Here is a 23,315-nt window from a genome sequence, read left to right as displayed (position 1 = left end):
TCGCAACTGTTGACGTGCAGCGGGCAAACAATATCCTGCTGCCGCCGCGAATCCCTCTACAAAAACAATAGGGCGCAAGCAATGAATCAACCGCAACGGATTGGCTTCATCGGCCTCGGCATGATGGGCCTGCCGATGACTTCCTGCCTCAGCAAAGCCGGTTTTCAGCTGTTTCTCGCCGACGCCGATGCCGGGCGCCTGCAAGAAGTGCAGACCGCCCTCGGCGCCAGTGCGCTGAACGCCGACAATGCCGGATCCCTCGATGCCCTGATCACTATGCTGCCCAACTCGAGCATTGTCGAAAACGTGCTCTTGGGCGCGGATGGCAAATCGGGCTGGGCCGCTTCACTGGCTGCCGGTACGGTGGTGATCGACATGAGTTCTTCGGAACCTGCGCGCTCCCGTGAACTGGGGCAAAAACTCGCAGCGCTCGGTCTGAATTATCTGGATGCGCCGGTCTCCGGCGGAGTCAAGCGTGCGGTGGACGGCAGCCTGGCGATACTTGTCGGTGGCGACGTACAAGTGATGCAGCACTGCCAGCCGCTGCTTGATGCCATGGGCAAAAACATCCTGCATATCGGTGAAGCGGGCGCGGGCCATGCGGCCAAGGCGCTGAACAATTTCGTCTCGGCGTCCGGTCTGCTGGCGACGGTCGAGGCCCTGCATGTGGCCAAGCGTTTCGGTATTGACCCAGGTGTGATGGTTGATGTGCTCAACGCCTCCAGCGGCGGCAGCAATACCTCTCTGAACAAAGCCAGGCAGTTCATGCTCAGTGGCAGCTTCGGTTCCGGCTTCTCGATGCAGCTGATGAACAAGGACCTGAAGATCGCCAAGGGCCTGTCTGATGCCCTGGATTACCCGCTGACGTTCGGGCAGCGCACGGTCAAGGTCTGGGACGAAGTGACGCAGGACTCGACGCCCGCCACCGACCACACCGAGATGTACCGGATGCTGGCCAAAGAAGGCCAGTGATCGCCCGCACCTTTGCAGGCTCAGCAACGGAGCACATCGAATGTCTCGTGCCGCCAGTTTTTACATCGATGGACAGTGGGTCGAGCCAGATGCGCCGACCTGGTTCGACGTCATCGACCCTGCCACTGAGCAGGTTATCGAACGCCTGGCCCTGGGTAATGCCAAGGATGTCGAGCATGCCGTGGCCGCTGCGCGCAGGGCCTTGCCGGGTTATTCGCAAACCAGCGTCGGCGAACGCGTCGAGCTGCTCAAGCGCATCGTCGCGATCTACGAGCGCCGTCAGGAGGAGTTCGCCCAGGCCATGCGCGTGGAAATGGGCTCGCCTATCAGCGCCTCACGCAATGCCCAGGTGCCCCGTGGCTGGCTGCATCTGAACCAGTTGATCGAAGTGCTCAAAGGCTTCGAGTTCGAGCAGCGTCAGGGCAACACGGTGCTGCGTTACGAACCTGTAGGCGTCTGCGGGCTGATCACGCCGTGGAACTGGCCGATCAACCAGATCGTGGTCAAGGTCGGCCCGGCCCTGGCTGCCGGCTGCACCATGGTGCTCAAACCCAGCGAGTATTCGCCCCTGAGCAGCTTGCTGTTTGCCGAAGTGCTGGACGAAGCGGGCGTGCCTGCGGGGGTGTTCAACCTGGTCAATGGCGACGGGCCCGGTGTCGGCGCGGCGCTGTCTGCTCATCCGGATATCGACATGCTGTCCTTCACCGGTTCGACCCGGGCCGGGGTGCAGGTGGCAAAGTCCGCCGCCGATACGGTCAAGCGGGTGGCCCAGGAACTGGGCGGCAAGTCGGCCAACATCCTCCTCGATGACGTCGATCTGCAACACGCCGTCACCCGTGGCGTCGCCGCCTGCTTTACCAATAGCGGCCAGTCCTGCTCGATTCCGACGCGGATGCTCGTTCCCCGGACGCTGATGGACGACGCCATACAGATCGCCCGGCAGGCCGCCGAAGCGTTCAAGGTCGGGCCGACGGGCGATGAAGCGACCCAGCTCGGGCCGCTGGTCAACCGCGCGCAATGGCAACGTGTACAGGCATTGGTCCAGGCTGGTATCGACGAAGGTGCACACCTGGTGACCGGCGGCGTGGGCAAGCCTGAGGGGCTCGAAATCGGCTATTTCGTCAAGCCTACAGTGTTCGCCAATGTCACTGCGCAGATGAGCATTGCTCAGGAAGAAATCTTCGGGCCGGTGCTGTCGATGATTGCCTACGACAGCGAAGCCGAAGCCATTCAGATCGCCAACGGTACGCCTTATGGTCTGGCGGCTTATGTGCAGTCCGCCGATCAGCAGCGCGCCCGGCAAGTTGCCCGGGCCCTGCAGGCGGGCAGCGTGCACCTGAACTACCCGCCTGCGGATTTCGCCGCGCCCTTTGGCGGCTACAAGCGTTCCGGCAATGGCCGCGAGTGGGGCGAGTTCGGCTTGCGCGAATACCTGGAAGTGAAAGCCATGGTGGGTTACGGCGACTGAGAGTCGCCGGGCCGTGCGCAAAAAAATTTGCCTTTTATAACTGTATGACAATCGGTCGATAGTACGGAAAACGGGAGATCAGCATGAGTGATAACGAACGCTTCAATCAGGGTTTCAACAATCGCAAGGAAGTGCTGGGCGACCAGCATGTGGAGAAATCCTGGGCTGCGGCAGATGACTTCAATCGGCCAATGCAAAAGCTGGTGACCGAAGTCTGCTGGGGCGAGGTCTGGGGCGATGAAACCTTGCCCTTCAAGACCCGCAGCATCGTCAATCTGGCCATGCTCACTGCCATGAGCCAGCACCACGAACTGGGCGTGCATGTACGCGGCGCCCTGCGTAACGGCGTGACCAAGGATGAGATCCGCGCAGTGCTGATGCAGGCGGCCATCTACTGCGGCGTGCCCCTGGGTTTGGCTGCGTTCCGCGTTGCCTCCGAGGCGATCAAGGCCTACGAGGCCGAAACCAAAGGCGCCTGAATCGCGGCCGCGCACACACGCTTGTCGTTCAACAATAATTATAAGGAAACGTCATGAGTATCTCCGCCCCGGTCCCAGCCCCGGCCAAAGCGCTGGCCGAAACCGATCAATCGATCGAGAAGAAAAGAAGGAACGCGATCAAAGGCGCATTCTTCTCCGAATACATCGACATGTTCGACATCTACCTGCCGGTGGTCGTGCTGTCCCCGGTGTTGTTCTTCTTTCAGCCGGCCCAGCTGTCGCCGGGCATGGCGGCGATTCTGGCCTCCCTGGTATTTATCACCACGCTGCTGGGACGGCCCATCGGTGCGCTGTTGTTCGGCATGATCGCCGACAAGACCGGGCGCCGCATGGCCTCGATCTATTCGGTATCCGGTTTTGGTGTGGTGACACTATTGATCGCTTTGCTGCCCGGTTACGAGACCATCGGCATCGCCTCCTATTGGGCCTTGGTGCTGCTGCGTTTCGTTGACGGCATCTTCCTCGGCGGCGGCTACACCGGGGCCATGCCACTGGCCATCGAGTATTCGAAAAAGCATCAACGCGGCTTTGTTGGCGGGTTGATCATCGCCGGCTTCCCTCTGGCCTACGTCAGCATCAACCTGGTGGCGATGCTGATGTTCATGCTGTATCCACTGGACGGCCCCGGTTCGCCCTACGTGCAATGGGGCTGGCGTATTCCGTTTGTAATCGGTGCCGTATTGGCCGGGGTGCTGGCGCTGTACTACATCTACGCGGTGTCGGAGTCGGAAATCTGGGAAGAAGATGCCGGGAAGAAACCCCGGGAAAAACTCCCCCTGACCGACCTGCTCAAGGGCAAGAGTGGCCGCAATCTGCTGCAAGTGCTGCTGATGATGACCGGCTTCTGGCTGACGCAGAACATTATCACCATCTTCCTGCCAACCGGGCTGTTGGTGAACACCCTGCACCTGTCCGGCATGCAGGTGACCGGCACGCTCTTGATCGCTTACTCGGTACTGTTCTTCAGCTATATCGCCTCGGGGATGATCGGCCAGAAGATCGGTCGGCGGCGTTTCTTTCTCATCCTGGGCCCGATCATCGCCACGGCCGGTGCCGGGATCATGTATGTGCTGGCCAATGTGCCGGGGCTGTCGCTGCCGGTAATCATGACCCTGGTGTGCCTGCTGTCGGTACTGGTGACCGCGCCCTGGGGCGTGATCGTGACCTATATCAACGAGCGCTTTGTCACCGACGTGCGGGCCACCGGTTTCGGCGTCGGCTTCAGTCTGTCGGTGATCATCCCGTCGTTCTACGCCTTCTATATGGCCTGGCTGGGCCAGATCATGCCTTTCACCCTGACACCGTCAGTATTGCTCTGCGTGGGCGGCGTGATTGCCACCATCGGCGCGTACATGGGCCCGGAAACCAAGGACGTCGATTTCTGACGCCCGGCTGAACAGGAGAGTACTCGTGAACAACACAACCATAGGCTTTATCGGCCTGGGCAACATGGGCGGGCGCATGACTCGCTGCCTGGTCGATGCAGGCCTCACTGTCTTGGGCTATGACACTGATACCCAGCGAGTGAAGGCCGCAGGCGCCCAAGTGGCAGATTCCATTGCCAGTGTCGCGGCAGAGGCAGGGGTGGTGCTGTTGTCTCTGCCCGACAGCAAGGTGGTCGAGGCCGTCGTCGAAGGCGCTGACGGCCTGCTGCACCACTGTCGTGAAGGGCAGATCGTCGTTGACCTGAGCACTGCTGCCGCCAGTTCCACCGTGCGTTTGCACGGTCTGTTTGCCACCCGTGGTGTGCAGTACATCGACGCCGGAATCTCCGGCGGTGCGGCGGCGGCAGAGAAGGGCGCACTGACGCTGATGGTCGGTGGCGATGCCGCCAGTGTCGCGGCACTGGACTGGGTCTTTGCGCCCATCGCCAGCAAGGTCTTTCGCATGGGCGAGAGCGGCGCCGGGCATACCACCAAGCTGCTCAATAACTTTCTCAATGCGGTGAGCCTGGCCGCCACCGCCGAGGTGATGGTGGCGGGCAAGAAGGCCGGCCTGGACCTGCACCAGTTGTTGGATGTGCTCAACAGCAGCAGCGGAGTCAATTTCGCCACTCAGAAGCGCTTCCCCTACATCGTCGACGGCAACTACCTGGAAGGCGGCCTGACCGGCAAGTTGATGAGCAAGGACGTGGTCCTCTACATCGACCGCATCCGTGAGCTGGGCGTCGCTTCGCTCAATGCCTCTGGGCCGTTGGCGAGTTTTGGCTTGCAGGTGGCGCTGGGCTACGGCGATCAGATCAGTAACAGGGTCGTGGACGCCATCGGCGATATGTCCGGTGGTGTGCGGCTTCATCAAACCTGGAAAGAGGACAAGGCATGAAGGTTATTCACGGCAGCGTAGAAGGTGCCATTTCCGAACAGCGTGGTGCGACCTTTACCGGTGTGGTCTGGGCCGACCCGGTGATGCCGACCACGGACGGCGTGACCATCAATAACGTGTCGTTCAACCCCGGCGCCCGGACTTTCTGGCACTTCCATGAGCTCGGCCAGGTGCTCTACGTCACTGCGGGCAGTGGCTGGATCTGTCTGGAGGGCGAGAATCCGCAGGTGATTCGCCAGGGCGACACCGTATGGATCGGCCCCGGCGAACGGCACTGGCACGGCGCCAATACCGAGAACTTCATGGTCCATACCGCTACCTCCATCGGCAAGACCGTGTGGCAGGAAGCGGTAAGCGACCCTGATTACCTGCGCTCGGCGCGCTGAGACCCATGAAACACATGACATATGTGGGACCGGCTTTAGCCGGAAATGTGTCTTCCCGGCTAAAGCCGGTCCCACAGAAAGAACGCAACTTTTCAGTGATGGAGGAGGCCGTGATATGGCACTGACAGAACCACAGAAGAAAGCCAAGGCCGCCTTCGAAAACGGTGCAGGAAGCTGGAGCCCGGCGTGGGACAGCCTCCTGCGCCTGGACCCCGGCTTTGTCGAAGCCTACGCCGGTTTCGCCGCCGTGCCGTGGCAGAAGAATCATCTGGAAAACAAGGTCAAGGCTTTCATTGGCATCGCCGCCAGCGCTGCTGCGACCCATCTCTATCGCCCCGGCATTCATGAGCACCTGCGGGTGGCCCTGGCTCATGGTGCAACTCGCGAAGAGCTGACGGAAGTATTGGAGTTGATCAGCACCGTCGGCATCCATGCTTCCAATGTCGGCGTGCCGGTGCTGCTGCAAGTGCTGGAAGAGGAGGGCCTGCGCAACGGCCCTGAGCCACTGGATGCCCGGCGCGAGGCACTGAAGAGCCGCTTTGTCGAGAACCGTGGCTATTGGCATCCGTCGTGGGAAGGGTTGCTGGAGCTGGACCCCGAACTGTTCGAGGCCTACGTCGAGTTCTCGTCGGTGCCGTGGCGCACCGGGGTGCTGTCGCCGCTGGTCAAGGAACTGATGTATTGCGCCTTCGATGCTGCCGCCACTCACCTCTATGTGCCGGGGCTCAAGCTGCATATGCGCAACGCCCTGCGCTACGGCGCGAGCAAGGAACAGCTCATGGAAATGCTCGAGATCGTCAGCGTTATCGGCATTCACGGTGCCCTCGAAGCTGCGCCGATGCTGGAGCATGCGCTGGGTGAGTCCCGGCAAGCCTGATAGCCCGAACCGTCTTTTAGCCCGAACCCGGAGTCGATATGAACAACAATAATCCGACGAATTGGAACAACCCCGAAGTGATCGTGGTGCGCTACGGCACCCGGCAGACCACCAAGAGTGAGTGCTATTACAACTTCCGCGCTTACCGTGAGCCGGATGCGGAAATCACCATGGATTACTTCTTCTGGATCTTCCGCAACGACGAACAGACGATCGTCATCGACACCGGTTTCAGTCCGGAAGCGGCCCTGGCCCGCAAGCGCCAGCCCCTGGTCAGTCCGGCCGATGCCCTGGCGCGCCTGGGGATCGATCCGGCCGAAGTGAAGCTGCTGGTACTGACCCACGCCCACTACGACCACGCCGGCAACCTTGGCCTGTATCCCAACGCGAAGATCGTCATGTCCCGGCGTGAATTCGAGTTCTGGGGCACCGACATGGGCCAGCGCCCGCAATATCACCACCATATTGACTCGCTGGATATCGAGCGTCTGCAGGCACTGGAGCAGGCCGGGCGCATTACCCTGCTGGATGAGCCGCGCAATACCCTGATTCCAGGTATCGAGCTGCACGAACTGGGCGGGCATACGCCGGGGCAACTGGCGGTGGTCATCGAAATGCCGGAAGGGCCGGTGATTTTGGCTTCCGATGCCATCCATTATTACGAGGAGCTGGACGCAGACCGGCCGTTCGCCGTGCTCGACAGCCTGGCCGACATGTACCAGGGCTATGCACAGATCCGTGAATGGCTGCTGCGCCCCGGGGCGGTGGTGATTCCCGGGCATGATCCGGATGTAATGAACCGCTTTGCTCCGGTAGACCCGGCCACGCCGTCGTTTGCCGTACGCATCGGAGCCAGTGCATGAAGGGCAAGCGAGCCTTGATTACCGGCTCGTCCAACGGTCTCGGCCTGGCCATGGCGACGGGGTTGGCGGTGGCGGGTTTCGATGTGGTGTTGCACGGGCTTGAGCCCGAGGCCGAGATGCGCGCCACCTGTGATGAATTGGCTCGGCAGCACGACGTTGCAGTCAGTTATGTGCAGGTCGATCTGTCCAGCGCTGCGGGTGTCGAGGCGATGATGGCGGCAGCAGGGGCGGTGGATGTGCTGGTCAATAATGCTGTGGTGCGGCATTTTTCGCCCCTCGAAGATTTTCCCGTCGAGCGTTGGCAGCAGGCCCTGGCGGTGAACCTGACTGCGGCCTTTCGCGCCGTGCAGCTGAGCCTGCCGGGCATGCGTGCGAGGGGCTGGGGGAGGATCTTCAACATGTCCTCGGCCTACGGCTCCCGGGCGATTGCCAATCGTATTGATTACGTCACCACCAAGACTGCGCTGCTGGGCTTTACCCGTGCCGTGGCCGTGGAAACCCTGGGTCAGGGCATTACCTGCAATGCGGTGTGTCCTGGGTCAGTGCTGACGCCGAATATCGAAGGGCGGCTGACCGATCTGATGGCCGACAAACAGCTTGATCGTGAGCTCGCAACCCGGGAGTTCCTGCGCGGCAAGCAAGGCACCGGACGGTTTGTCGACGCGGCCCATGTGGCGGATCTGATCGTGTTCCTGTGCAGTGAAAGCGGCGCATCGATCACCGGCGCGACCTTGCCGGTGGATGATGGGTGGTTGGCGGGGTGAGGCCGTACCATGTCTACGACAGCCGCGTTGTCACGCAGCAAACACCAACCGGGGCAGGGGGCAAATCTTGTGGGAGCGAATTCATTCGCGAAGAGGCCGGTACATTCGACGCATTTTCGTCGCCTGGAACACTGCTTTCGCGAATGAATTCGCTCCCACAGATTCGTACCCACTCCCGGCCAATGTTTGTTGCGCTGCCCCTGCGAGGGGGCGACCTCCAAAAGGTCTCGCGTTTACCGGATATCTACCAAACCAACGGAGGCACCATGCAGGTTCCTGCTGTCACGCGGCTGCTCAGCGAATTTGTCACCCGCACCACCTGGGCCGATATACCGCCTCTGGTGCGCCATGAGGCCAAGCGCGCCCTGATCAATTACTTTGCGGTGGCGCTAGCCGGTTGCAACGATCCGGATATTGTCACGGCGGTCAGACTGTTTGGCGGCTTTAGCGCAGGCGAGCAGGCCGGGATCATTGGTCGCAGCGAGTCCATGGATATCCTCAACGCCGCCTCGCTCAACGCCATGAGCGCCAATGTCTTCGACTTCGACGACACCCATATCCCGACCATCATCCACCCGACGGCCCCGGTCGCCGCAGCATTGTTTGCCCTGGCGCAGCGCCAGGTGTTCAGCGGTGAACAACTGCTGTTGGCCTTCGTCCTTGGGGTGGAGGTGGAGTGCCGTCTGGGTATGGCGATCTCTCCCGAACACTATCGCCGCGGCTGGCATATCACATCGACCTGCGGCGTATTCGGCGCGGCCATGGCGGTGGGCAAACTGCTCGGCCTGGATGCCCGGCAACAGGCCTGGGCGGTGGGCTCGGCCAGCGCCCAATCCGGCGGGCTGGTGGAGACTCTGGGCAGTGCGGCAAAAAGCATAGGCGTCGGCAACGCAGCGCGTAATGGCCTGTTATCGGCGTTGCTGGCCGGGCAAGGTTTCAACGGTCCCGAGTTTCCCCTTGAGGGCGAGCGCGGTTTTCTCCGGGTGATGGGTGAGAACCCGGACTACGGGCAGATTACCCAGGGTCTCGGCGAGCGTTGGGCCTTGAATGCCAACACCTACAAGCCTTACCCCTGCGGCGTGGTATTGAACCCGGTGATCGAAGCCTGTCTGGAGTTGTCGCGCAATCCTCAATGTGTGCTGGCGGACCTGACGTGTATCGAGCTGACCGGTCACCCGCTGCTGCGCCAGCGCACCGATCGTCCGGCCGTCCGCAGCGGTCGTGAGTCCCAGGTCAGCGCCCAGCATGCCTGCGCCGTTGCTCTGTGCACGGGGCGCGCCGGGTTGGCTGAATTCAGCGATGCGGCGGTCGCCGACCCTGGCCTGCGCGCCCTATATCCGCTGCTGCACTTTATCGACGACGCAGGCTATGCGGTGGAAGCCGCGCGGGTGCGGCTGTTGTTTGGCTCCGGCGCCAGCCTGAGCTGCGCCATCGAGGTGGCTCGAGGCAGTCTCGGCGCGCCCCTGAGCGATCAGGCCCTGGCGGACAAACTGTGTGAACTGGCCGCCTATGGCGGTTCGACCTGTACGCCACAGCCTCTGATCGAGCGGCTGTGGTCATTGGAGCAGGCCAACGATGCTGGCGCTGTAATGCGCCTGGCGCGGGGCTGATCGTCTTTGCATCAGGAGTGGTTATGACTGACAAACAACTGGGTTTCATTGGCGTGGGCGTGATGGGGCGGCCCATGGCCCGACGCCTGCTGGAACAGGGCCATGCCCTGGTGATCTTCGACAAGGATCAGGCCGCCCTGGCCGAACTTGGCGGCTTGGGCGCGCGGGTTGCCGACAGCGTGCGGGAAGTGGCCGACAGCGCCGAAATCATCTTCACCAGCCTGCCCAGCCCGGCGATTTTCAAGGCTGTGGCACTGGGGCAGGATGGCATCGTCGAAGGTAAGGCGGTGCGGATTCTCGTCGACCTGTCCACGGTGGGCTCAAGGGCCGAGCAGGAAGTTGCGGCAGGGTTGCTCAAGGCCGGCATCGAAACCGTCGACGCGCCAGTCAGTGGCGGGGCGGCGGGTGCCGCTCGGGGAGCGCTGGCAATCATGGTCGCGGGCAATCCTCAAGCCGTGGCCCGGGTCAGAGCGCTGTTCGATGTGTTCGGCAAGGTCTTTATCGTCGGCGAACAGGCCGGCCAGGGCCAGTTGCTCAAGCTGCTGAACAACATGCTTTCGACCACGGCCTTCGCCATCACGTCGGAAGCCTACGCCGCTGGCATCAAGGGCGGTCTCGACCCGCAGGTGATGATGGATGTGATCAATGCGGGCAGCGGCAAGAACGGGGCAACGTTGGACAAGTTTCCCAAACATGTCCTGCCGGGCACATTCGATTTCGGCTTTCCCGTATCCAGCGTCTGCAAGGATATCGGTCTGGCGGTCGAGGAGTGCCAGGCCCTGGGCGTGCCGATGTGGCTGGGCAATGCTGCGCGCCAGTTGTGGAACGTTGCGGCGCAGCAGGACGGCGGCGGGCGTGATCTGACCGAGCTGGTGCGGACCATCGAAGGTTGGTCGAACCGGTAAAAGGACTGCTCGTCACGCGCGCACGGCGGTATATAGCGCCTTGATCAGATCCGACTGGGTGACGATGCCGACCAGACGCCGATCGGCATCGATGATCGGAATATGCCGGTGGCCGTTCTCGGAGAACACCGGCACCAGGTCAATCAACAGGCGATCGGCACTGGCGACTCGCACGGTGCGGCTCATGATCTGGCCGACGATAGTCACGGGGCGAACTTTGTGCTTTTGCCGCAGCAGAGCACGCAGGTGCCAGCCGACGCCTTCATGGGCGTCGAGATCCAGCTGTTTCATGAAGTCGGCAACGGTGACGATACCGAGCAGATGACTTTGCCGGTCGACGACCGGGAGGGCCTTGATCTTGTGCTTGCGCATCAGTGCCCAGGCATCTTTTAGGGGCATTTCCTGACGGGTGACGATCAGTTCCCTGCTCATGATATCGGCACACTGGATTTCGCCCATCTTGCGCTGATAGGCCGCGGCTTCTGCTTGCTCAAGCAGGTTTTGCAGGTCATCGCGGCTAACGTCCAGCACCTGGTTGTAATGCGCCAGCGCCGCGTCCAGGTCTGCGCTGCTGAAACGGCTATGGGTCGATGGTGGTTTTGCAGGGGCTACGTGGGGCCACGGGCGTCGGGTCAGGTTGTTGTAGATCAGCCCGGCGGCGACCAGCAGCAGTGAGTCGGTGAGGACCGGGCTCAAGGCATAGGCAAATCGATCACATCCCACCAGCACCATCAACAGCGCCGATGCGCCGCCGGGTGGATGCAGGCTGCGGGTGGCGATCATCACGGCAATGGCCAGGCTGACGGCGAGTGCTGCAGCGATTGAGGCGTCGGGAATCCATTTGGCGCAGGCGATACCGACCAATGCCGACAGGGTGTTGCCGCCCACCACCGACCAGGGTTGCGCCAGGGGGCTCGAGGGTACGGCAAACACCAGCACAGCGCTGGCACCGATCGGCGCGACGAGGGCCAGAGCAAGCATGCCGTGATCGGTGGCCATCGTCCCTCGCAGCCAGAGCATGCCCGCAGCCGCGACGAGCAGGATGCCCAGGGCGGCGCCACAGCTGGCACGCAGTTTTTCCCGGGTGTTGATGGTCTGGGGAGCTGGCCACAGGGATTTGAGCCAGTTCAGCAGTGGCGGCGCGGCTTTTTCGGCTTCAGGAACGGGGTCGGGCAGGACTGGCATGGTTACTTCGGCAATGGGCAGGTCGAGTAGTGGGCGGATTGTAGCGCCCGCCGGATGCCCGGCACAGCCCGATCGGTTGGCGGGCTATCTCGTAGGAGCGAGGCTTGCCCGAGTCGTCTGATTCGCGGGCAAGCCTGGCTCCAACGAGGTTGGCAGTTGACTTTTTCGCGGTTCAGCTGTGCCAGCGCCAGCAACGCATCCATCGTTCGTTGATACGGCCCCAGCGCGGCGCCAAGTGATGCAGCCGCCGATCACAGGTCGGCCGCCTCCATCACTTCCACCCGGCCGCGTTGCTGCTTGGCGCGGTACAGGGCCTTGTCCACACCTCGCAACAGGCCTTCGAAGTCATGGCGCTTGCCGACGCTTTCCAGATCGGCCAGGCCAGCGCTGAAGCTGACTTTGAACGGCAGCTCCGGCTCTGGCTGCTGCGTATGCAGGGCCTCGCGCAGACAGCGCATGAAGGCCTGGGCCTGTTCCAGGTCGGTGCGCGGGAGCACCAGCAGAAACTCCTCGCCGCCCCAGCGCACGAACACGTCGGACTGGCGCTTGAGCTTCTCGACCGTTGTGGCAAAGGCTTGCAGCGCTGAATCACCCAGGGCATGGCCGAACTGGTCGTTGATGGACTTGAAGTGGTCGAGGTCGATCATCGCCACCGCCATCGGGTAACGCTCGCTGGTGGCCCGTGCCCATTCGCGCAACAGGATCGGCGCTGCGCCGCGACGGTTGAGGGCGCCGGTCAGGGTGTCGGTGATGCTCAGCTGGGTAATCTGCTGGCGCAGTTGCTCCTGCAGGCACAGGGCGAAGCTCAGGGTAAACAGGAACGACACCAGGAAGTCGATGCACAGGGCTGGCAGCGAGAACATATCCGGTTCATCGAACGCCAACGGCGGGATCGGGTTCAGGCTCAGGCTGCTTGCGTTCCAGCCATGGAACAGCACAATCACCGCCTGCCCGAAGATCAGCCCCCAGGCGCCGCGAAAACGGGTGCGCAGCGGCCAGGTAAATTGCAACTGGCGGGCCACGCTCAATGCCAGCATCAGGAAGAACCACGGCAGCAACCAGCTGCTGTGCAGTAACAACAGGCAACCGACGGTTTGCAGCACCGGCATGCCAAGCAGCTCGCGCAGTGGCTGATAACGCCCGATCGGCGCCTGCCACAGCGAAGCCAGGGCGCGGGTGTGGGCGGTGATCGCCAGTTGCAGCAACAGGCCATTGAGCAGGAATGTCAGGGTAGGGGACAGCAGCCACAGCGCGGAAAAACGCTCATCCAGTACCCCTGTCTGCAACAGCGGCACGGCGCGATACGCCGCCAGAAACAGATCCCCCGCGACCCACCAGTGCAGCGGCGCGTTGCTTTTGCTGATCCCGGCATAGGACAGGCACAGCATGACCAGAGTCATCAGGCCGAAGGGAATCAGCACCAGCAGCAGGGTGACCGGGTCGTTCAGCAACATCAGCAGGCTACCGGGGGCGAAAGTAAAAGCATGGTGTGAGTTGGGGACGTGGTCTTAAAAGTGGCCTCATTATGGCAGAGCTTCGCCCTCCCGGCAGTTACGGGTCGGTTGCCGGGTTGTATATATGCTTTACTGGATATATGGAATTTCGTATATTTGTTTTTTTCGTCTGCTTTGCTACCGATCGCAGAGGCTGCCGTGACCTTACTCCTGACACCCACTGACGTCTTCAAATGCCTGGCGGATGAAACGCGCGCGCGAATCACCTTGCTGATCGTTGGCGAAGGCGAGCTCTGCGTCTGCGAGCTGACCAGCGCGCTCGAGCAAAGCCAGCCCAAGATATCCCGACACCTGGCGCTCCTGCGCGCGACCGGCTTGCTCATGGATCGGCGCAAAGGCCAATGGGTTTATTACCGCCTGCATCCCGAACTGCCGGCGTGGGTCACTGATTTGCTGCGCACTGTCGCCGCTGCCAATCAAGACTGGCTGGACATTGACGCCCGCAGGCTCTGTGCGATGAATATCCCTTCGCTCGACCGGGGGCTTTGCGACTGATCAAGCCTTGCGACCTTCCTGAACTATTCATTTGCGAGCCCTCCATGAAAGTCCTGTTCATGTGCACCCATAACAGTTGCCGCAGCATCTTGTCCGAAGCGCTGTTCAATCACCTGGCATCCGCAGGATTCGAGGCAGTGAGCTGCGGCAGTTTTCCCAGCGGCCGGGTCAATCCGCGAGCCTTGCAAACCCTGGAAGCTGCAGGCATCGCCACGGACGGACTGAGCAGCAAGGCCTCTGATGCCTTTGCACACTCTGCCCCCGACATTGTGATCACTGTCTGTGACCGGGCTGCGGGCGAGGCTTGCCCGATCTTCTTCGGCCCCTCTATGAAGACGCACTGGGGGCTGGCCGATCCGTCCGAAGTCTCTGGCAGCGAAGCGCAGATCACTGCTGCCTTCCAGATGACGCTGGGCAAGATCCAGGAGCGAGCCAACGCTTTCTTTGCATTGCCGTTCGCCAGCTTGAGTCGTGAACAATTGCAATCCGAATTGGCCCGTATTGGCAGCTTGTAAGACGAAACCAGGACCTCTCATGAACGAAACATTGCCTAACGTAGCCGCCGAACTCATCAGTCTCCCGACATTGGAAGCGTTGGAGCCACGGGAACCCGCTGAGCATAAGCCGCGCATTCTGCTGCTGTACGGTTCGACCCGTGAGCGTTCGTTCAGCCGCCTGGTGACCGAAGAGGCCGCACGCCTGCTCGAGCAGTTCGGCGCTGAAACGCGCATCTTCAATCCTTCAGGCTTGCCGCTTCCCGACGACGCTCCCGATACCCATCCCAAGGTCATTGAGCTGCGCCAGTTGATGCAATGGTCCGAGGGGCAGGTCTGGTGCTCGCCGGAACGCCACGGTGCGATGAGCGCGGTGTTCAAGGCGCAGATCGACTGGGTCCCCCTGGCCATGGGAGCGGTACGCCCGACGCAAGGTAAAACCCTGGCGGTGATGCAGGTCTGTGGTGGCTCGCAATCTTTTAATGTGGTTAACCAATTGCGGGTACTGGGTCGCTGGATGCGGATGTTCACCATCCCCAATCAATCTTCGGTAGCCAAGGCTTTCACCGAGTTCGATGACGCAGGGCGGATGAAACCATCCTCCTACTATGATCGCCTGGTCGATGTCATGGAGGAGTTGATGAAGTTCACCTTGCTACTGCGCGACCGCAAGGACCATCTGGTCGATCGCTATTCCGAGCGCAAGGAGTCCGCCGAAGAGCTTTCGAAACGGGTCAATCAGCGTTCGATCTGACTATTCGGGTGGCGACAGCGAACGCGTTCGCGAGACGTCACGCCTGATGCCCCGACAACCGATGTAATGCCCGGCGAAAACCGCATCGAGCGCTTACAATTGTGCCTTTTTACTTAAAAGCACACAGGCTGTTGAAGATATGGCGCTCGACCCTCCCACGATGTTGACCCTTTCCATCGCTCTTGCGGCGGCTGCCGCACTGTATCTGGCGGTGGAATGGCGCAGCATTAATGAACCTTCGCTGCTGTTCTGGAGCGCTGGCTTTGCAACCATCACCGTGGGTTCGACCCTGGCCTTGCTGCGCAGCAGCGGAATTCTGCTGATCGGTATCTGGTTTGCCAACGGGCTGTTGGTGACCGCCCACTGGCTGTTCCTGTTGGGGGTTGCGCGCTTTACTCAGGTACGCCTGTCCCGGGTCTGGAACCTGATCTTCGTCGTCTGGCTGGCGCTTTTGTTACTGCCCGGTGAGCAGCCCTGGTCCAAGGTCATGCTGCTGGTCAACTCGGTGCTGGTCGCCTTGTTGATGCTGCGGGCCAGCTTCCTGCTGCGCCCCCACGGCCGGTCGCTCGGCGTAGGGGCGGTGCAGCTGCGTTATGTCCTGCTGGTTCATGGGCTGTTCTATGGCGCCAAGGCGGTAACAGCATTGATCCCGGGGACCTTGATCGACCTTGCTGCTTTTCGCGGCGAGATCATTCAGGTTTCCCTCGTCGAAGGCGCAATGGCGATCATGCTGATTGCGCTGTCCATGACCGGCACCGAGCGTTATCGGCGAGAGAAGCGCATCACGCACCTCGCCGAACGTGATCCACTGACCGCCCTGTACAACCGCCGCGCCTTGGAAATCCGGGCGCCGAGGCTGTTGGCAGAGGTTTCCAATACCCGACCGGGCGCCTTGCTGCTGATCGATATCGACCACTTCAAGCAGGTCAATGACCTGTATGGCCATGGCGCGGGCGATCGCCTGCTTGTCACCCTGAGCGAAATCGTTCGCGGGCTGCTGCCACAGGGTTCGCTGGCGGGGCGGTTGGGCGGCGATGAGTTCGTTATCCTGATCAATGATGCTTCGAACGATATCGTCACGCATCTGGGTAATGCACTGCGCGAGCAATTCAACCAGGCTGCCGTCCAGGCATTTACCACGCCCCAGGCGGTGACCCTGAGTATCGGCGCCGACCTGTTCAACCAGCCCCCGATCAGCTTGGCAGCGTTGATTGAACGGGGCGATGCCACGCTGTATCAGTCCAAGCGTGATGGACGCGATGTTATTCGGGTGGAAGATCGGACTCAGACATGCTGATCAATTGAATTGTGGAGCTTTTGCGTGGGACCGGCGTTAGCCCGGAGGGCATCGGTACGAGTGATACATCTCTATCGTCTGCCGTATCGTCTTCCCGGCTAAAGCCGGTCCCACAGTCACCTTTCACTGTTAGCGAGCCCTCCGCCAGGCGTAAGGTGACCGTCGATTGTCCACTCAAGGAAACCGGGTCATGAAAAGCTTTGATGCAAAGGTTGTGCTGGTTACTGGCGGTTCCAAAGGCATTGGCCTGGCCTGTGCCCGGCAATTTGCCGCAGAAGGTGCGCGCGTGGTGATCAGTTCGCGCTCCCAGGCCAATATCGATGAAGCGCTGACACAGTTGCCCGGCGCGCTCGGCTTTGCCGCTGACCTTTGTGACGAGGCTTCGGCTGCGGCCCTGGTGCAGCGCGTCGAGCAGGAAGTCGGTCCGATCGAGGTGTTGGTCAACTCGGCGGGCGCGGCCAAGCGCTCGGCGCCGGAAGACCTTACCCCGGCGTTCTGGCGTGCAGCCATGGATGCCAAGTTCTTTTCCACCATCAACGTCGCCGACCCGGTAGTCAAGCTGATGGCCGGGCGCGGGCGGGGGGTGATCGTCAATATCATCGGTGCCGGGGGCAAGGTGGCCAAACCTATTCATCTGGCGGGCGGTGCGGCCAATGCGGCGCTGATGCTGGCTACGGCCGGGTTGGGCAATGCTTATGCCGCCTCCGGGGTGCGGGTGGTGGGGATCAATCCGGGCCTGACTGAAACCGGTCGGGTTGCCGAAGGCATGGCGGCCGAAGCGCGACATGCCGGTGGCACTGTGGAAGAAGCGATCCAGCGCAGCGTGCAAAAGATCCCCATGGGTCGCATGGCCAAGCCTGAGGAAATTGCCGATGTCGTGCTGTTTCTGGCGTCGGCCAAGGCCAGCTATATCACCGGTACCGTCATCACGATGGATGGGGCGGAGCATCCGATGGTGTAACTGTACGCAGCTTACTGTTCGGTCGGTCATGCGGCCATCAACGTGTTGGCAGTCCTGCCCGTCCTTGACCGGGCAGGTCTGCTTCAATACATTCAACCCTTTTGGGGGATACGACCGTGGCCACTGGCGACACAAAGCAGGCTGTGATGATGGCAGCTCGTTCGATGGTGCAGGCGCGGGGCTATAACTCCCTGAGCTTTCGCGACCTGGCTACGGCGGTCGGGGTAAAAAGTTCGAGCATCCATTACCACTTTCCCACAAAAGGTGATCTGGGCGCCGCCCTGGCCCATCAATACACTGACGAATTCCTCGAATACCTGAACCAGGTCTTCGATACCTCCAAAGACCGCAGAACCTGCATCAAGAGCTATGTAGACGTTTTTCGCGCCACCCTGGTCCGGGAAAACCGCATGTGCCTGGGCGGCATCATGGCCGCCGAATACACCGACCTCGCCGCACAGGTGCAAGTACAGGTCCACCGCTTTACCAACCTGCTGACCGACTGGTTGGTGCGGGTCCTCGACCTGGAACCCCATGACCGCGACCCGGCAGAGCTACGCAAGTGGGCAATGGCGATTTTCGCCGCAGTCGAGGGCGCGCAACTGGTGGCGCGAGGCTGCGATGATGTGCAGGTCTATGACCATATTCTTGAAGCTTACTGGGTGGCCGGGCCTTTTCCTGCGGTGTGATTCAATGTGCGGCTATAAAACACGACGCAGCGATTTGAATTGGAATGAGATCCCGTAGGAGCCGGCTTGCTGGCGACGACGTCACGTCAGTCACTGACGCCGTGACAGCTCCCACGGAGCTACGGTAATTCGGTAGCGTTTGTACCGATTGAAAAGACCCGGCTCCTACTGTCACTCGCGCGGCACAAACTTCAACACCCCAATCACCCCATCCCCCTTGCGCTCAGGATGGTCAGAAGGATGCACTGTCCCGTCATTCACCGGTACTTCGGCAAAATCAAATGGGCTGACGCCTTCCAGGCAAGCTGCATTGATCCCGTATAGCAGTGGATCAGAGCGACGTTGATGGTGGGTGTAGATCCCGCATCTTGAGCAGAAGTAGTGTTTGGCCGTGCGGGTATGGAATTCATACAGGGTCAGCAGCTCGGCCCCTGCGGTGATCTGAAAGTCTTCGAGTCGCGCACTCACCACGACCGCTCCGCGCATGCGACAGTAGGAGCAGTCGCAACGGCGCGCGCTGTGCAGACCGTTGGCAAGGCGCACGTGAAAGCGTACGCCACCGCAGTGGCAACTGCCGTCGATTTCGTTGATGTCTTTGTTCATTTCTGGCCTCTTGATCGGTTCAGTCCCAATGCTTTTATGAACAGCCTTTCCGTTCGGCGTTCCGCGCTTGGGCCGGATGGGCGGTGTGTTAATCTGCCATTGCTAGCCTGTTGCCAGCGGGTCGGCGCTTTTATTCAAGCAATTCGTCAGTAGAATGGAGTGTTCAACCGATGGCGGCTTCGACGTATTTCGATCAGGTCCAGCAACTCTATATTGCTTATTTCGGTCGTCCGGCCGACCCGGTGGGCCTGGCATATTGGGCGGCGAATATCGACGCCTCCGGCGGCAGCGTGGCCGGGATCGTTGCCGGGTTTTCCGCGTCTACCGAATCTCAGGTGCTGTTTGCCGGTACCACCACGGCGCAGAAAGTGTCGTCGATTTATCTGTCACTGTTCAACCGCAACCCGGAGTCCGCCGGGTTGGCGTACTGGGTGGCGCAAATTGATGCTGGCGCGGTGACCCAGGCTCAGGCGGCTTATCAGATCCAGAGTTCGGCCGGTGCTGGCGATGCCACGGCAGTGGCCAACAAGCTGGCAGCGGCCAAGGCTTTTACGGCACAACTGGATACCAGCGCCGAGATCGCCGGTTACTCCGGCGCGACAGCGGCGGCTGCCGCGCGCACTTTCCTCAGTAGCGTGGATGCCACCGCTACGTCCCTGGCCACTGCTACCGCGACGGCGGCCCTGGCCAATACCGTCGCTGCAGTCACCCATACCACTACTGCACCTGGCCAGACCTTCGTCCTGACGGACGCTATCCTCGACGCTGGCAGCACTTTTACCGCCGTTGACGATTCGGCAGTGCAAGTGGTGGGGACGCAGGATCTGTCGACGGCCACAGCGACGAATGGCGGCTTGATTTTGTAAGCGACTGATCCCGCGAAGTCTGTGGGAGAGGAATGTGGGCGGCTTTAGCCGGGAAGAGGCCGGTACATCCGACGCCTACCATTACCCGCAATATTGGCTTCGCGGCTGAAGCCGGTCCGCGAGGGGGAGAGCATGTGTTCACCATTGCCATGCTGCCCCTTAAACCACATTAATTCAGTAAGTTATCACCTCAGGTTGTCCACGAAATACGTGGACATGTCTGTGGATAACTTTATGCAAAGCACAGTGGGCATGGTCTGGGCGGGGGTGATTGTTTTCTGATCACCCCGGCGCTCAATTGACTACGTAGTATTTGCGCACGTAGACCTTGCTGGTCCAGGCGCAGGGCGTGCCCTGGGGTACGAACACCGTATCGCCGGGCTTGACCAGCAGGCTCGGGCCGTTATCCAGGCTCAATTCAACTTCCCCTTCGAGCAGGTGCATCAATTCGTGGACCTTGTGCGCCCGGGCGTAGCGAGCATAGGGGGTAGAGTCCCAGACGCCGATGCGCAGCGGGCTGGCGGTGTCTTCGAAAATATTATTGGCACGGCACTGTGGCGTCGGGCCGATCAGGATCGCGGCTTCCGGTGCGGCCGAGGGCGCCAGCACGGCACGATGATCGATCAGGGCGACCGCAGACTTGTCGGGACCGGTGGCCTGTGTTGCGGCGCAGAACGCCCACAGGCTGTCGTGCCGGGCGTTCAATTGCACGGCGGTACCACGGCCGATCACCGCGCTCTGGCCGGGTTCGAGACTGATAGTGCGCTCGGCGGTGGTCAGGGTGACCAGACCCCGATGCACCACCAGCATCTCGGTGTAGGGGTAATCCTTCAGGGTCAATGTGCCGCTGGCATGGACGATCCCGGCAGCGATGCCCTGATCGTCGATAAAGGCGGTTTGACGCTGTGCGGCAAACGGATCACTGACGCTCAGGCGACCCTGGCTGAACGAGGTATCTACGGCCAGGTTATCGGCACGGGCCAACAGCAGGACGGTGGGTTGGGACATGGGGAACTCTCCAAAAAAAGATCAGCCGATGGCCTGGGTGACCAGGGCAAACTGCTGCATGCCATCTTTGGCCGTGGGCACTTTGCCAAGGCTCATCGGGGTGACACTGTCGACGCGCTTGAGGCCGATTTCTTCCAGCCAGTGCGCCAGCCCGCAGTCAGCGGGAATATCGATACGGACAAAGGCATAAGGCACCTTGCTCAGCAGTTCTTCGATCATGTGTCGGGCCTGATCGGCGTTTTCGGCCAGCAGCGGGCCGATGCACAGGCCGCGACCGAACGGACGCAGCAGGGCGAAGGCGCGTAGCAGGCCATCGCGCTCGATGCCGATGCCGCGTTCGATGTCTGGCAACAGGTCGGCGAGAACGTCGCTGCGGTCGAGGCCGCTGCCGGCATTGGCCAGTTCGATGAGGCGGGTGGTGTCGGCATCGGTCAGATTGCGACAATGGTTGCCTGCCTTCAGTGGCGTGGGCAGCAGAGAAGGGGCCTGGCCCTGGTGCTGCTGAATCTCACCGAAGGCCTTGAAGCCCATCTTCTCGTAGAGTGGTGCTCCGGCCTGGGTGGCGTTGAGGATGGCGGTGCGCGGCGCAACGGTAGCCAGGGCCAGCTCCATCAACCGCCGGCCGATACCCTTGCCCTGGTACTCATCGCTGACGATCACCAGGCCGATGGTGGAAAAGTCGCCTTGATGACACGCAAAAGAGCTGCCGATCAGCCTGCCGTTGTCTTCAGCGATGAAACCCTGGGCGACCCGTTGCAACATGGCCCAGTCTTCCAGGCGATGCGGCCATTTCAGGGCGACCGAGAGCGCGTGAGCGTTGCCGACGTCATCAGCGGTCATCGGGCGATAGACATAAGCGGGAGGTTGCGAAACCGACATGGCGGGTCTCCATTCAAAGGCATGCACAGGCATTAAGGTTCTTGCACTGGAGTGCTGTATCCCACCTGGTGAAAAGGCTGGCAAGGGGGCGGCAGCGATTCGGTAGATTCGCCAATTCACCGCTGCCGCGACCACAGTAACTGCTTAATTGCCCGGCAAGGTCGGCAGCAAATGCTTGGGAATTTTTTCTAGCATGGAGACCTCGCTTTTCACTGGCTGGAGTCCTTCATGGATAGCTTTGATCCTCGTCTTGTCGCGGTGCGCGGCGCTCATTTCATTGCCGGACAATATCGCGATGCCCAGGCTGGCATGGAGGTTTCGCGACCTTCCGATGGTCAGGTCTATGCCGGGTTGCCGATCGCCGATGCGGATCTGGTGGACGAGGCCGTGAGCAACGCCTGGCAGGCTTTCAAGACCAGCGACTGGGCCAGTCGACCGCCCCGGGAGCGCGCTCGGGTGATGCGCCGCTGGGCAGATCTTATCGAAGCTGACGGCCAGGTCCTGGCGCCGCTGGAAGCCGTGGGCTCGACCCGACCGCACAAGGATGTGCTGGCCTGGGACATTCCTTATGTCGCCGAAGGCATTCGCTTTTTCGCCGAGCTGGCGGACAAGCATGGCGGTGAAGTGGCCGCGACCCAGAGCGACCGCCTGGGCATGCAGATAGCCGAACCCTATGGTGTTATCGCCGCCATCGCTCCGTGGAATTTCCCTCTGAGCATGGCCTCGTGGAAAGTCGCCCCGGCCCTGGCGGCCGGCAATGCGGTGGTGCTCAAGCCTTCCGAGCTGACGCCATTTTCCAGCCTGCGCTTTGCCGAACTGGCGTTGCAGGCGGGCATCCCTGCGGGGATTTTCAATGTGGTGCAGGGCGATGGCCGGGTTACTGGCGATGCCCTGTGCCGCCATCCCCGCGTGGCGAAAGTGACCTTTACCGGCTCCACTGCTACCGGCTCGAGCATCATGTCCACTTGTGCCCTCATCGGACCCAAGCCGGTGACTCTGGAGTTGGGCGGCAAGAGTCCGCAACTGGTGTTCGCCGACGTCCCGGACCTGGCCAAGACCGCCCGCACGGTGGCCCTGGCCATTACCGGCAATGCCGGGCAGGTCTGCGTATCGGGATCGCGGCTGATTATCCAGCGCTCGATCATGGCGCCGTTCATCGAGCATTTGCAGGGCTTCTTCAATGCCCTCAGGCCCGGTCCGACCTGGGCGCCGGACAGCACCCTGGCGCCAATCATTTCCCGGCTGCAGGCCAGTCGTATCGACGGCATTGTTCAGCGCTCACGCCAGGCCGGTGCCGAAGTGCTGGCCGGTGGCGGGCTGTTTGAGGGCCTGGGAGGCGCTTATTACCAACCGACCCTGTTGACGCGCGTGGACAGTCAGAACCCGGCAGTACGGGAGGAAATCTTCGGTCCGGTGCTGACCATCCAGGCCTTCGATGACGAAGAGCAAGCCCTGGATCTGGCCGGACACGACACCTATGGCCTGGCCGCCGGTGTGCATACTGCCGACCTTAACCGCGCCCTGCGCCTGATCCGCCGGCTGGAAGCGGGCACAGTGTGGGTCAACCGCTATGGCCGCAGCAACGACTACATTCTGCCCACCGGTGGTTACAAGCGCTCGGGCATCGGTAAGGATCTGGGCCGTGAAGCGTTCGAAGCCAATCTGCGCTTCAAGAGTGTGCTGATCGATATCGGTGCCTGACAGCAGCGTATTTGTGGGAGCGAGGCTTGCTCGCGTAAGGGCAGGTACTGGCGGTATGTTTTCAGACGCTTGGACTATGGCTTTCGCGGGCAAGCCTCGCTCCAGCGGCAGTCTTTTGAATATAACGGGCGCCTTCTCGGGAAGGCGCCCGTTTTTCATGGAGCGCCGGAGCAGGTTCTGCGGCGAAAACCCCGTCCTTGAG

The 23,315-nt window shown here is 61.4% G+C and carries 24 protein-coding genes; 19 read left to right on the top strand and 5 right to left on the bottom strand.

Translation table 11 applies throughout. The features are described from left to right. Positions 1–81: 81 nt before the first annotated feature. The 11 genes from ACCD02_RS03570 (at position 82) to ACCD02_RS03520 (ending at position 10,667) form a co-directional block, all read left to right on the top strand. Entirely contained in the window at positions 82–972 is an 891-nt protein-coding gene (locus ACCD02_RS03570; protein ID WP_413298597.1) for an NAD(P)-dependent oxidoreductase, read from the top strand. Positions 973–1,012: 40 nt separating this feature from the next. Continuing rightward, the gene (locus tag ACCD02_RS03565) at positions 1,013–2,440 is read left to right on the top strand and encodes an aldehyde dehydrogenase family protein (protein ID WP_413298596.1); all 1,428 of its coding nucleotides are present in this window, start codon (positions 1,013–1,015) and stop codon (positions 2,438–2,440) included. An 83-nt stretch (positions 2,441–2,523) separates the two neighbouring features. After that, complete coding sequence (locus ACCD02_RS03560; protein ID WP_413298595.1) at positions 2,524–2,919, top strand: carboxymuconolactone decarboxylase family protein; 396 nt, start codon at positions 2,524–2,526, stop codon at positions 2,917–2,919. A gap of 53 nt (positions 2,920–2,972) precedes the next feature. Further along, entirely contained in the window at positions 2,973–4,325 is a 1,353-nt protein-coding gene (locus tag ACCD02_RS03555) for an MFS transporter (protein WP_413298594.1), read from the top strand. Between the two features lie 25 nt (positions 4,326–4,350). Beyond that, complete coding sequence (locus ACCD02_RS03550) at positions 4,351–5,262, top strand: NAD(P)-dependent oxidoreductase (RefSeq protein WP_413298593.1); 912 nt, start codon at positions 4,351–4,353, stop codon at positions 5,260–5,262. Continuing rightward, a complete protein-coding gene (locus tag ACCD02_RS03545) occupies positions 5,259–5,648 on the top strand; it encodes a cupin domain-containing protein (protein ID WP_413298592.1) in 390 nt (129 codons plus the stop codon). The genes ACCD02_RS03550 and ACCD02_RS03545 overlap by 4 nt, the downstream gene beginning before the upstream one ends. A 115-nt stretch (positions 5,649–5,763) precedes the next feature. Further along, entirely contained in the window at positions 5,764–6,525 is a 762-nt protein-coding gene (locus ACCD02_RS03540; protein ID WP_413298591.1) for a carboxymuconolactone decarboxylase family protein, read from the top strand. 38 nt (positions 6,526–6,563) lie between these two features. Then, positions 6,564–7,388 (top strand): N-acyl homoserine lactonase family protein, encoded by an 825-nt coding sequence (locus ACCD02_RS03535; protein ID WP_413298590.1) that lies wholly within the window; start codon positions 6,564–6,566, stop codon positions 7,386–7,388. Continuing rightward, positions 7,385–8,152 (top strand): SDR family NAD(P)-dependent oxidoreductase, encoded by a 768-nt coding sequence (locus ACCD02_RS03530; protein ID WP_413298589.1) that lies wholly within the window; start codon positions 7,385–7,387, stop codon positions 8,150–8,152. The genes ACCD02_RS03535 and ACCD02_RS03530 overlap by 4 nt, the downstream gene beginning before the upstream one ends. A 266-nt stretch (positions 8,153–8,418) precedes the next feature. Next, positions 8,419–9,762: an MmgE/PrpD family protein gene (locus ACCD02_RS03525; protein WP_413298588.1), complete on the top strand. Its 1,344-nt coding sequence runs from the start codon at positions 8,419–8,421 to the stop codon at positions 9,760–9,762. A gap of 23 nt (positions 9,763–9,785) precedes the next feature. Continuing rightward, the gene (locus ACCD02_RS03520; protein WP_413298587.1) at positions 9,786–10,667 is read left to right on the top strand and encodes an NAD(P)-dependent oxidoreductase; all 882 of its coding nucleotides are present in this window, start codon (positions 9,786–9,788) and stop codon (positions 10,665–10,667) included. A gap of 12 nt (positions 10,668–10,679) precedes the next feature. Here ACCD02_RS03520 and ACCD02_RS03515 read toward each other — a convergent pair whose 3' ends face one another. After that, entirely contained in the window at positions 10,680–11,852 is a 1,173-nt protein-coding gene (locus ACCD02_RS03515; protein WP_413298586.1) for an HPP family protein, read from the bottom strand. Positions 11,853–12,103: 251 nt separating this feature from the next. Then, positions 12,104–13,306 (bottom strand): diguanylate cyclase, encoded by a 1,203-nt coding sequence (locus tag ACCD02_RS03510; protein ID WP_413298585.1) that lies wholly within the window; start codon positions 13,304–13,306, stop codon positions 12,104–12,106. A gap of 198 nt (positions 13,307–13,504) precedes the next feature. On the opposite strand from ACCD02_RS03510, the gene ACCD02_RS03505 reads away from it, so the two are divergent. The 6 genes from ACCD02_RS03505 (at position 13,505) to ACCD02_RS03480 (ending at position 18,056) form a co-directional block, all read left to right on the top strand. Continuing rightward, complete coding sequence (locus ACCD02_RS03505) at positions 13,505–13,861, top strand: metalloregulator ArsR/SmtB family transcription factor (RefSeq protein WP_413298584.1); 357 nt, start codon at positions 13,505–13,507, stop codon at positions 13,859–13,861. A gap of 44 nt (positions 13,862–13,905) precedes the next feature. Next, positions 13,906–14,376 (top strand): arsenate reductase ArsC, encoded by a 471-nt coding sequence (locus ACCD02_RS03500; RefSeq protein ID WP_413298583.1) that lies wholly within the window; start codon positions 13,906–13,908, stop codon positions 14,374–14,376. Positions 14,377–14,395: 19 nt separating this feature from the next. Continuing rightward, positions 14,396–15,109: an arsenical resistance protein ArsH gene (gene arsH, locus ACCD02_RS03495; protein WP_413298582.1), complete on the top strand. Its 714-nt coding sequence runs from the start codon at positions 14,396–14,398 to the stop codon at positions 15,107–15,109. Between the two features lie 139 nt (positions 15,110–15,248). Further along, positions 15,249–16,406, top strand: a complete 1,158-nt coding sequence (locus tag ACCD02_RS03490; RefSeq protein ID WP_413298581.1) for a GGDEF domain-containing protein — start codon at positions 15,249–15,251, stop codon at positions 16,404–16,406. Between the two features lie 190 nt (positions 16,407–16,596). Continuing rightward, positions 16,597–17,367 carry an SDR family oxidoreductase gene (locus ACCD02_RS03485; RefSeq protein ID WP_413298580.1) on the top strand — a complete coding sequence of 257 codons (771 nt, stop codon included), beginning with the start codon at positions 16,597–16,599 and terminating at the stop codon, positions 17,365–17,367. A 146-nt stretch (positions 17,368–17,513) separates the two neighbouring features. Beyond that, complete coding sequence (locus ACCD02_RS03480) at positions 17,514–18,056, top strand: TetR/AcrR family transcriptional regulator (protein WP_413298579.1); 543 nt, start codon at positions 17,514–17,516, stop codon at positions 18,054–18,056. 171 nt (positions 18,057–18,227) lie between these two features. On the opposite strand, the gene ACCD02_RS03475 is transcribed toward ACCD02_RS03480, so the two are convergent. Beyond that, entirely contained in the window at positions 18,228–18,659 is a 432-nt protein-coding gene (locus tag ACCD02_RS03475; RefSeq protein ID WP_413298578.1) for a GFA family protein, read from the bottom strand. Positions 18,660–18,829: 170 nt separating this feature from the next. On the opposite strand from ACCD02_RS03475, the gene ACCD02_RS03470 reads away from it, so the two are divergent. Then, positions 18,830–19,525 carry a DUF4214 domain-containing protein gene (locus tag ACCD02_RS03470; RefSeq protein ID WP_413298577.1) on the top strand — a complete coding sequence of 232 codons (696 nt, stop codon included), beginning with the start codon at positions 18,830–18,832 and terminating at the stop codon, positions 19,523–19,525. A gap of 294 nt (positions 19,526–19,819) precedes the next feature. Here the strand turns inward: ACCD02_RS03470 and ACCD02_RS03465 are convergent, their stop codons facing one another. Together ACCD02_RS03465 and ACCD02_RS03460 are read right to left on the bottom strand one after the other, a co-directional pair. Then, positions 19,820–20,533: a cupin domain-containing protein gene (locus ACCD02_RS03465; RefSeq protein WP_413298576.1), complete on the bottom strand. Its 714-nt coding sequence runs from the start codon at positions 20,531–20,533 to the stop codon at positions 19,820–19,822. Positions 20,534–20,554: 21 nt separating this feature from the next. After that, positions 20,555–21,412: a GNAT family N-acetyltransferase gene (locus tag ACCD02_RS03460; protein WP_413298575.1), complete on the bottom strand. Its 858-nt coding sequence runs from the start codon at positions 21,410–21,412 to the stop codon at positions 20,555–20,557. A 228-nt stretch (positions 21,413–21,640) separates the two neighbouring features. Here ACCD02_RS03460 and ACCD02_RS03455 point away from each other — a divergent pair, with 228 nt between their 5' ends. Next, positions 21,641–23,113 carry an aldehyde dehydrogenase family protein gene (locus ACCD02_RS03455; RefSeq protein ID WP_413298574.1) on the top strand — a complete coding sequence of 491 codons (1,473 nt, stop codon included), beginning with the start codon at positions 21,641–21,643 and terminating at the stop codon, positions 23,111–23,113. The last annotated feature ends 202 nt before the right edge of the window (positions 23,114–23,315 follow it).

Source organism: Pseudomonas sp. Pseusp88 (assembly GCF_047303955.1).
GTDB lineage: Bacteria > Pseudomonadota > Gammaproteobacteria > Pseudomonadales > Pseudomonadaceae > Aquipseudomonas.
This window is presented reverse-complemented; position numbering and strand designations above follow the sequence as displayed.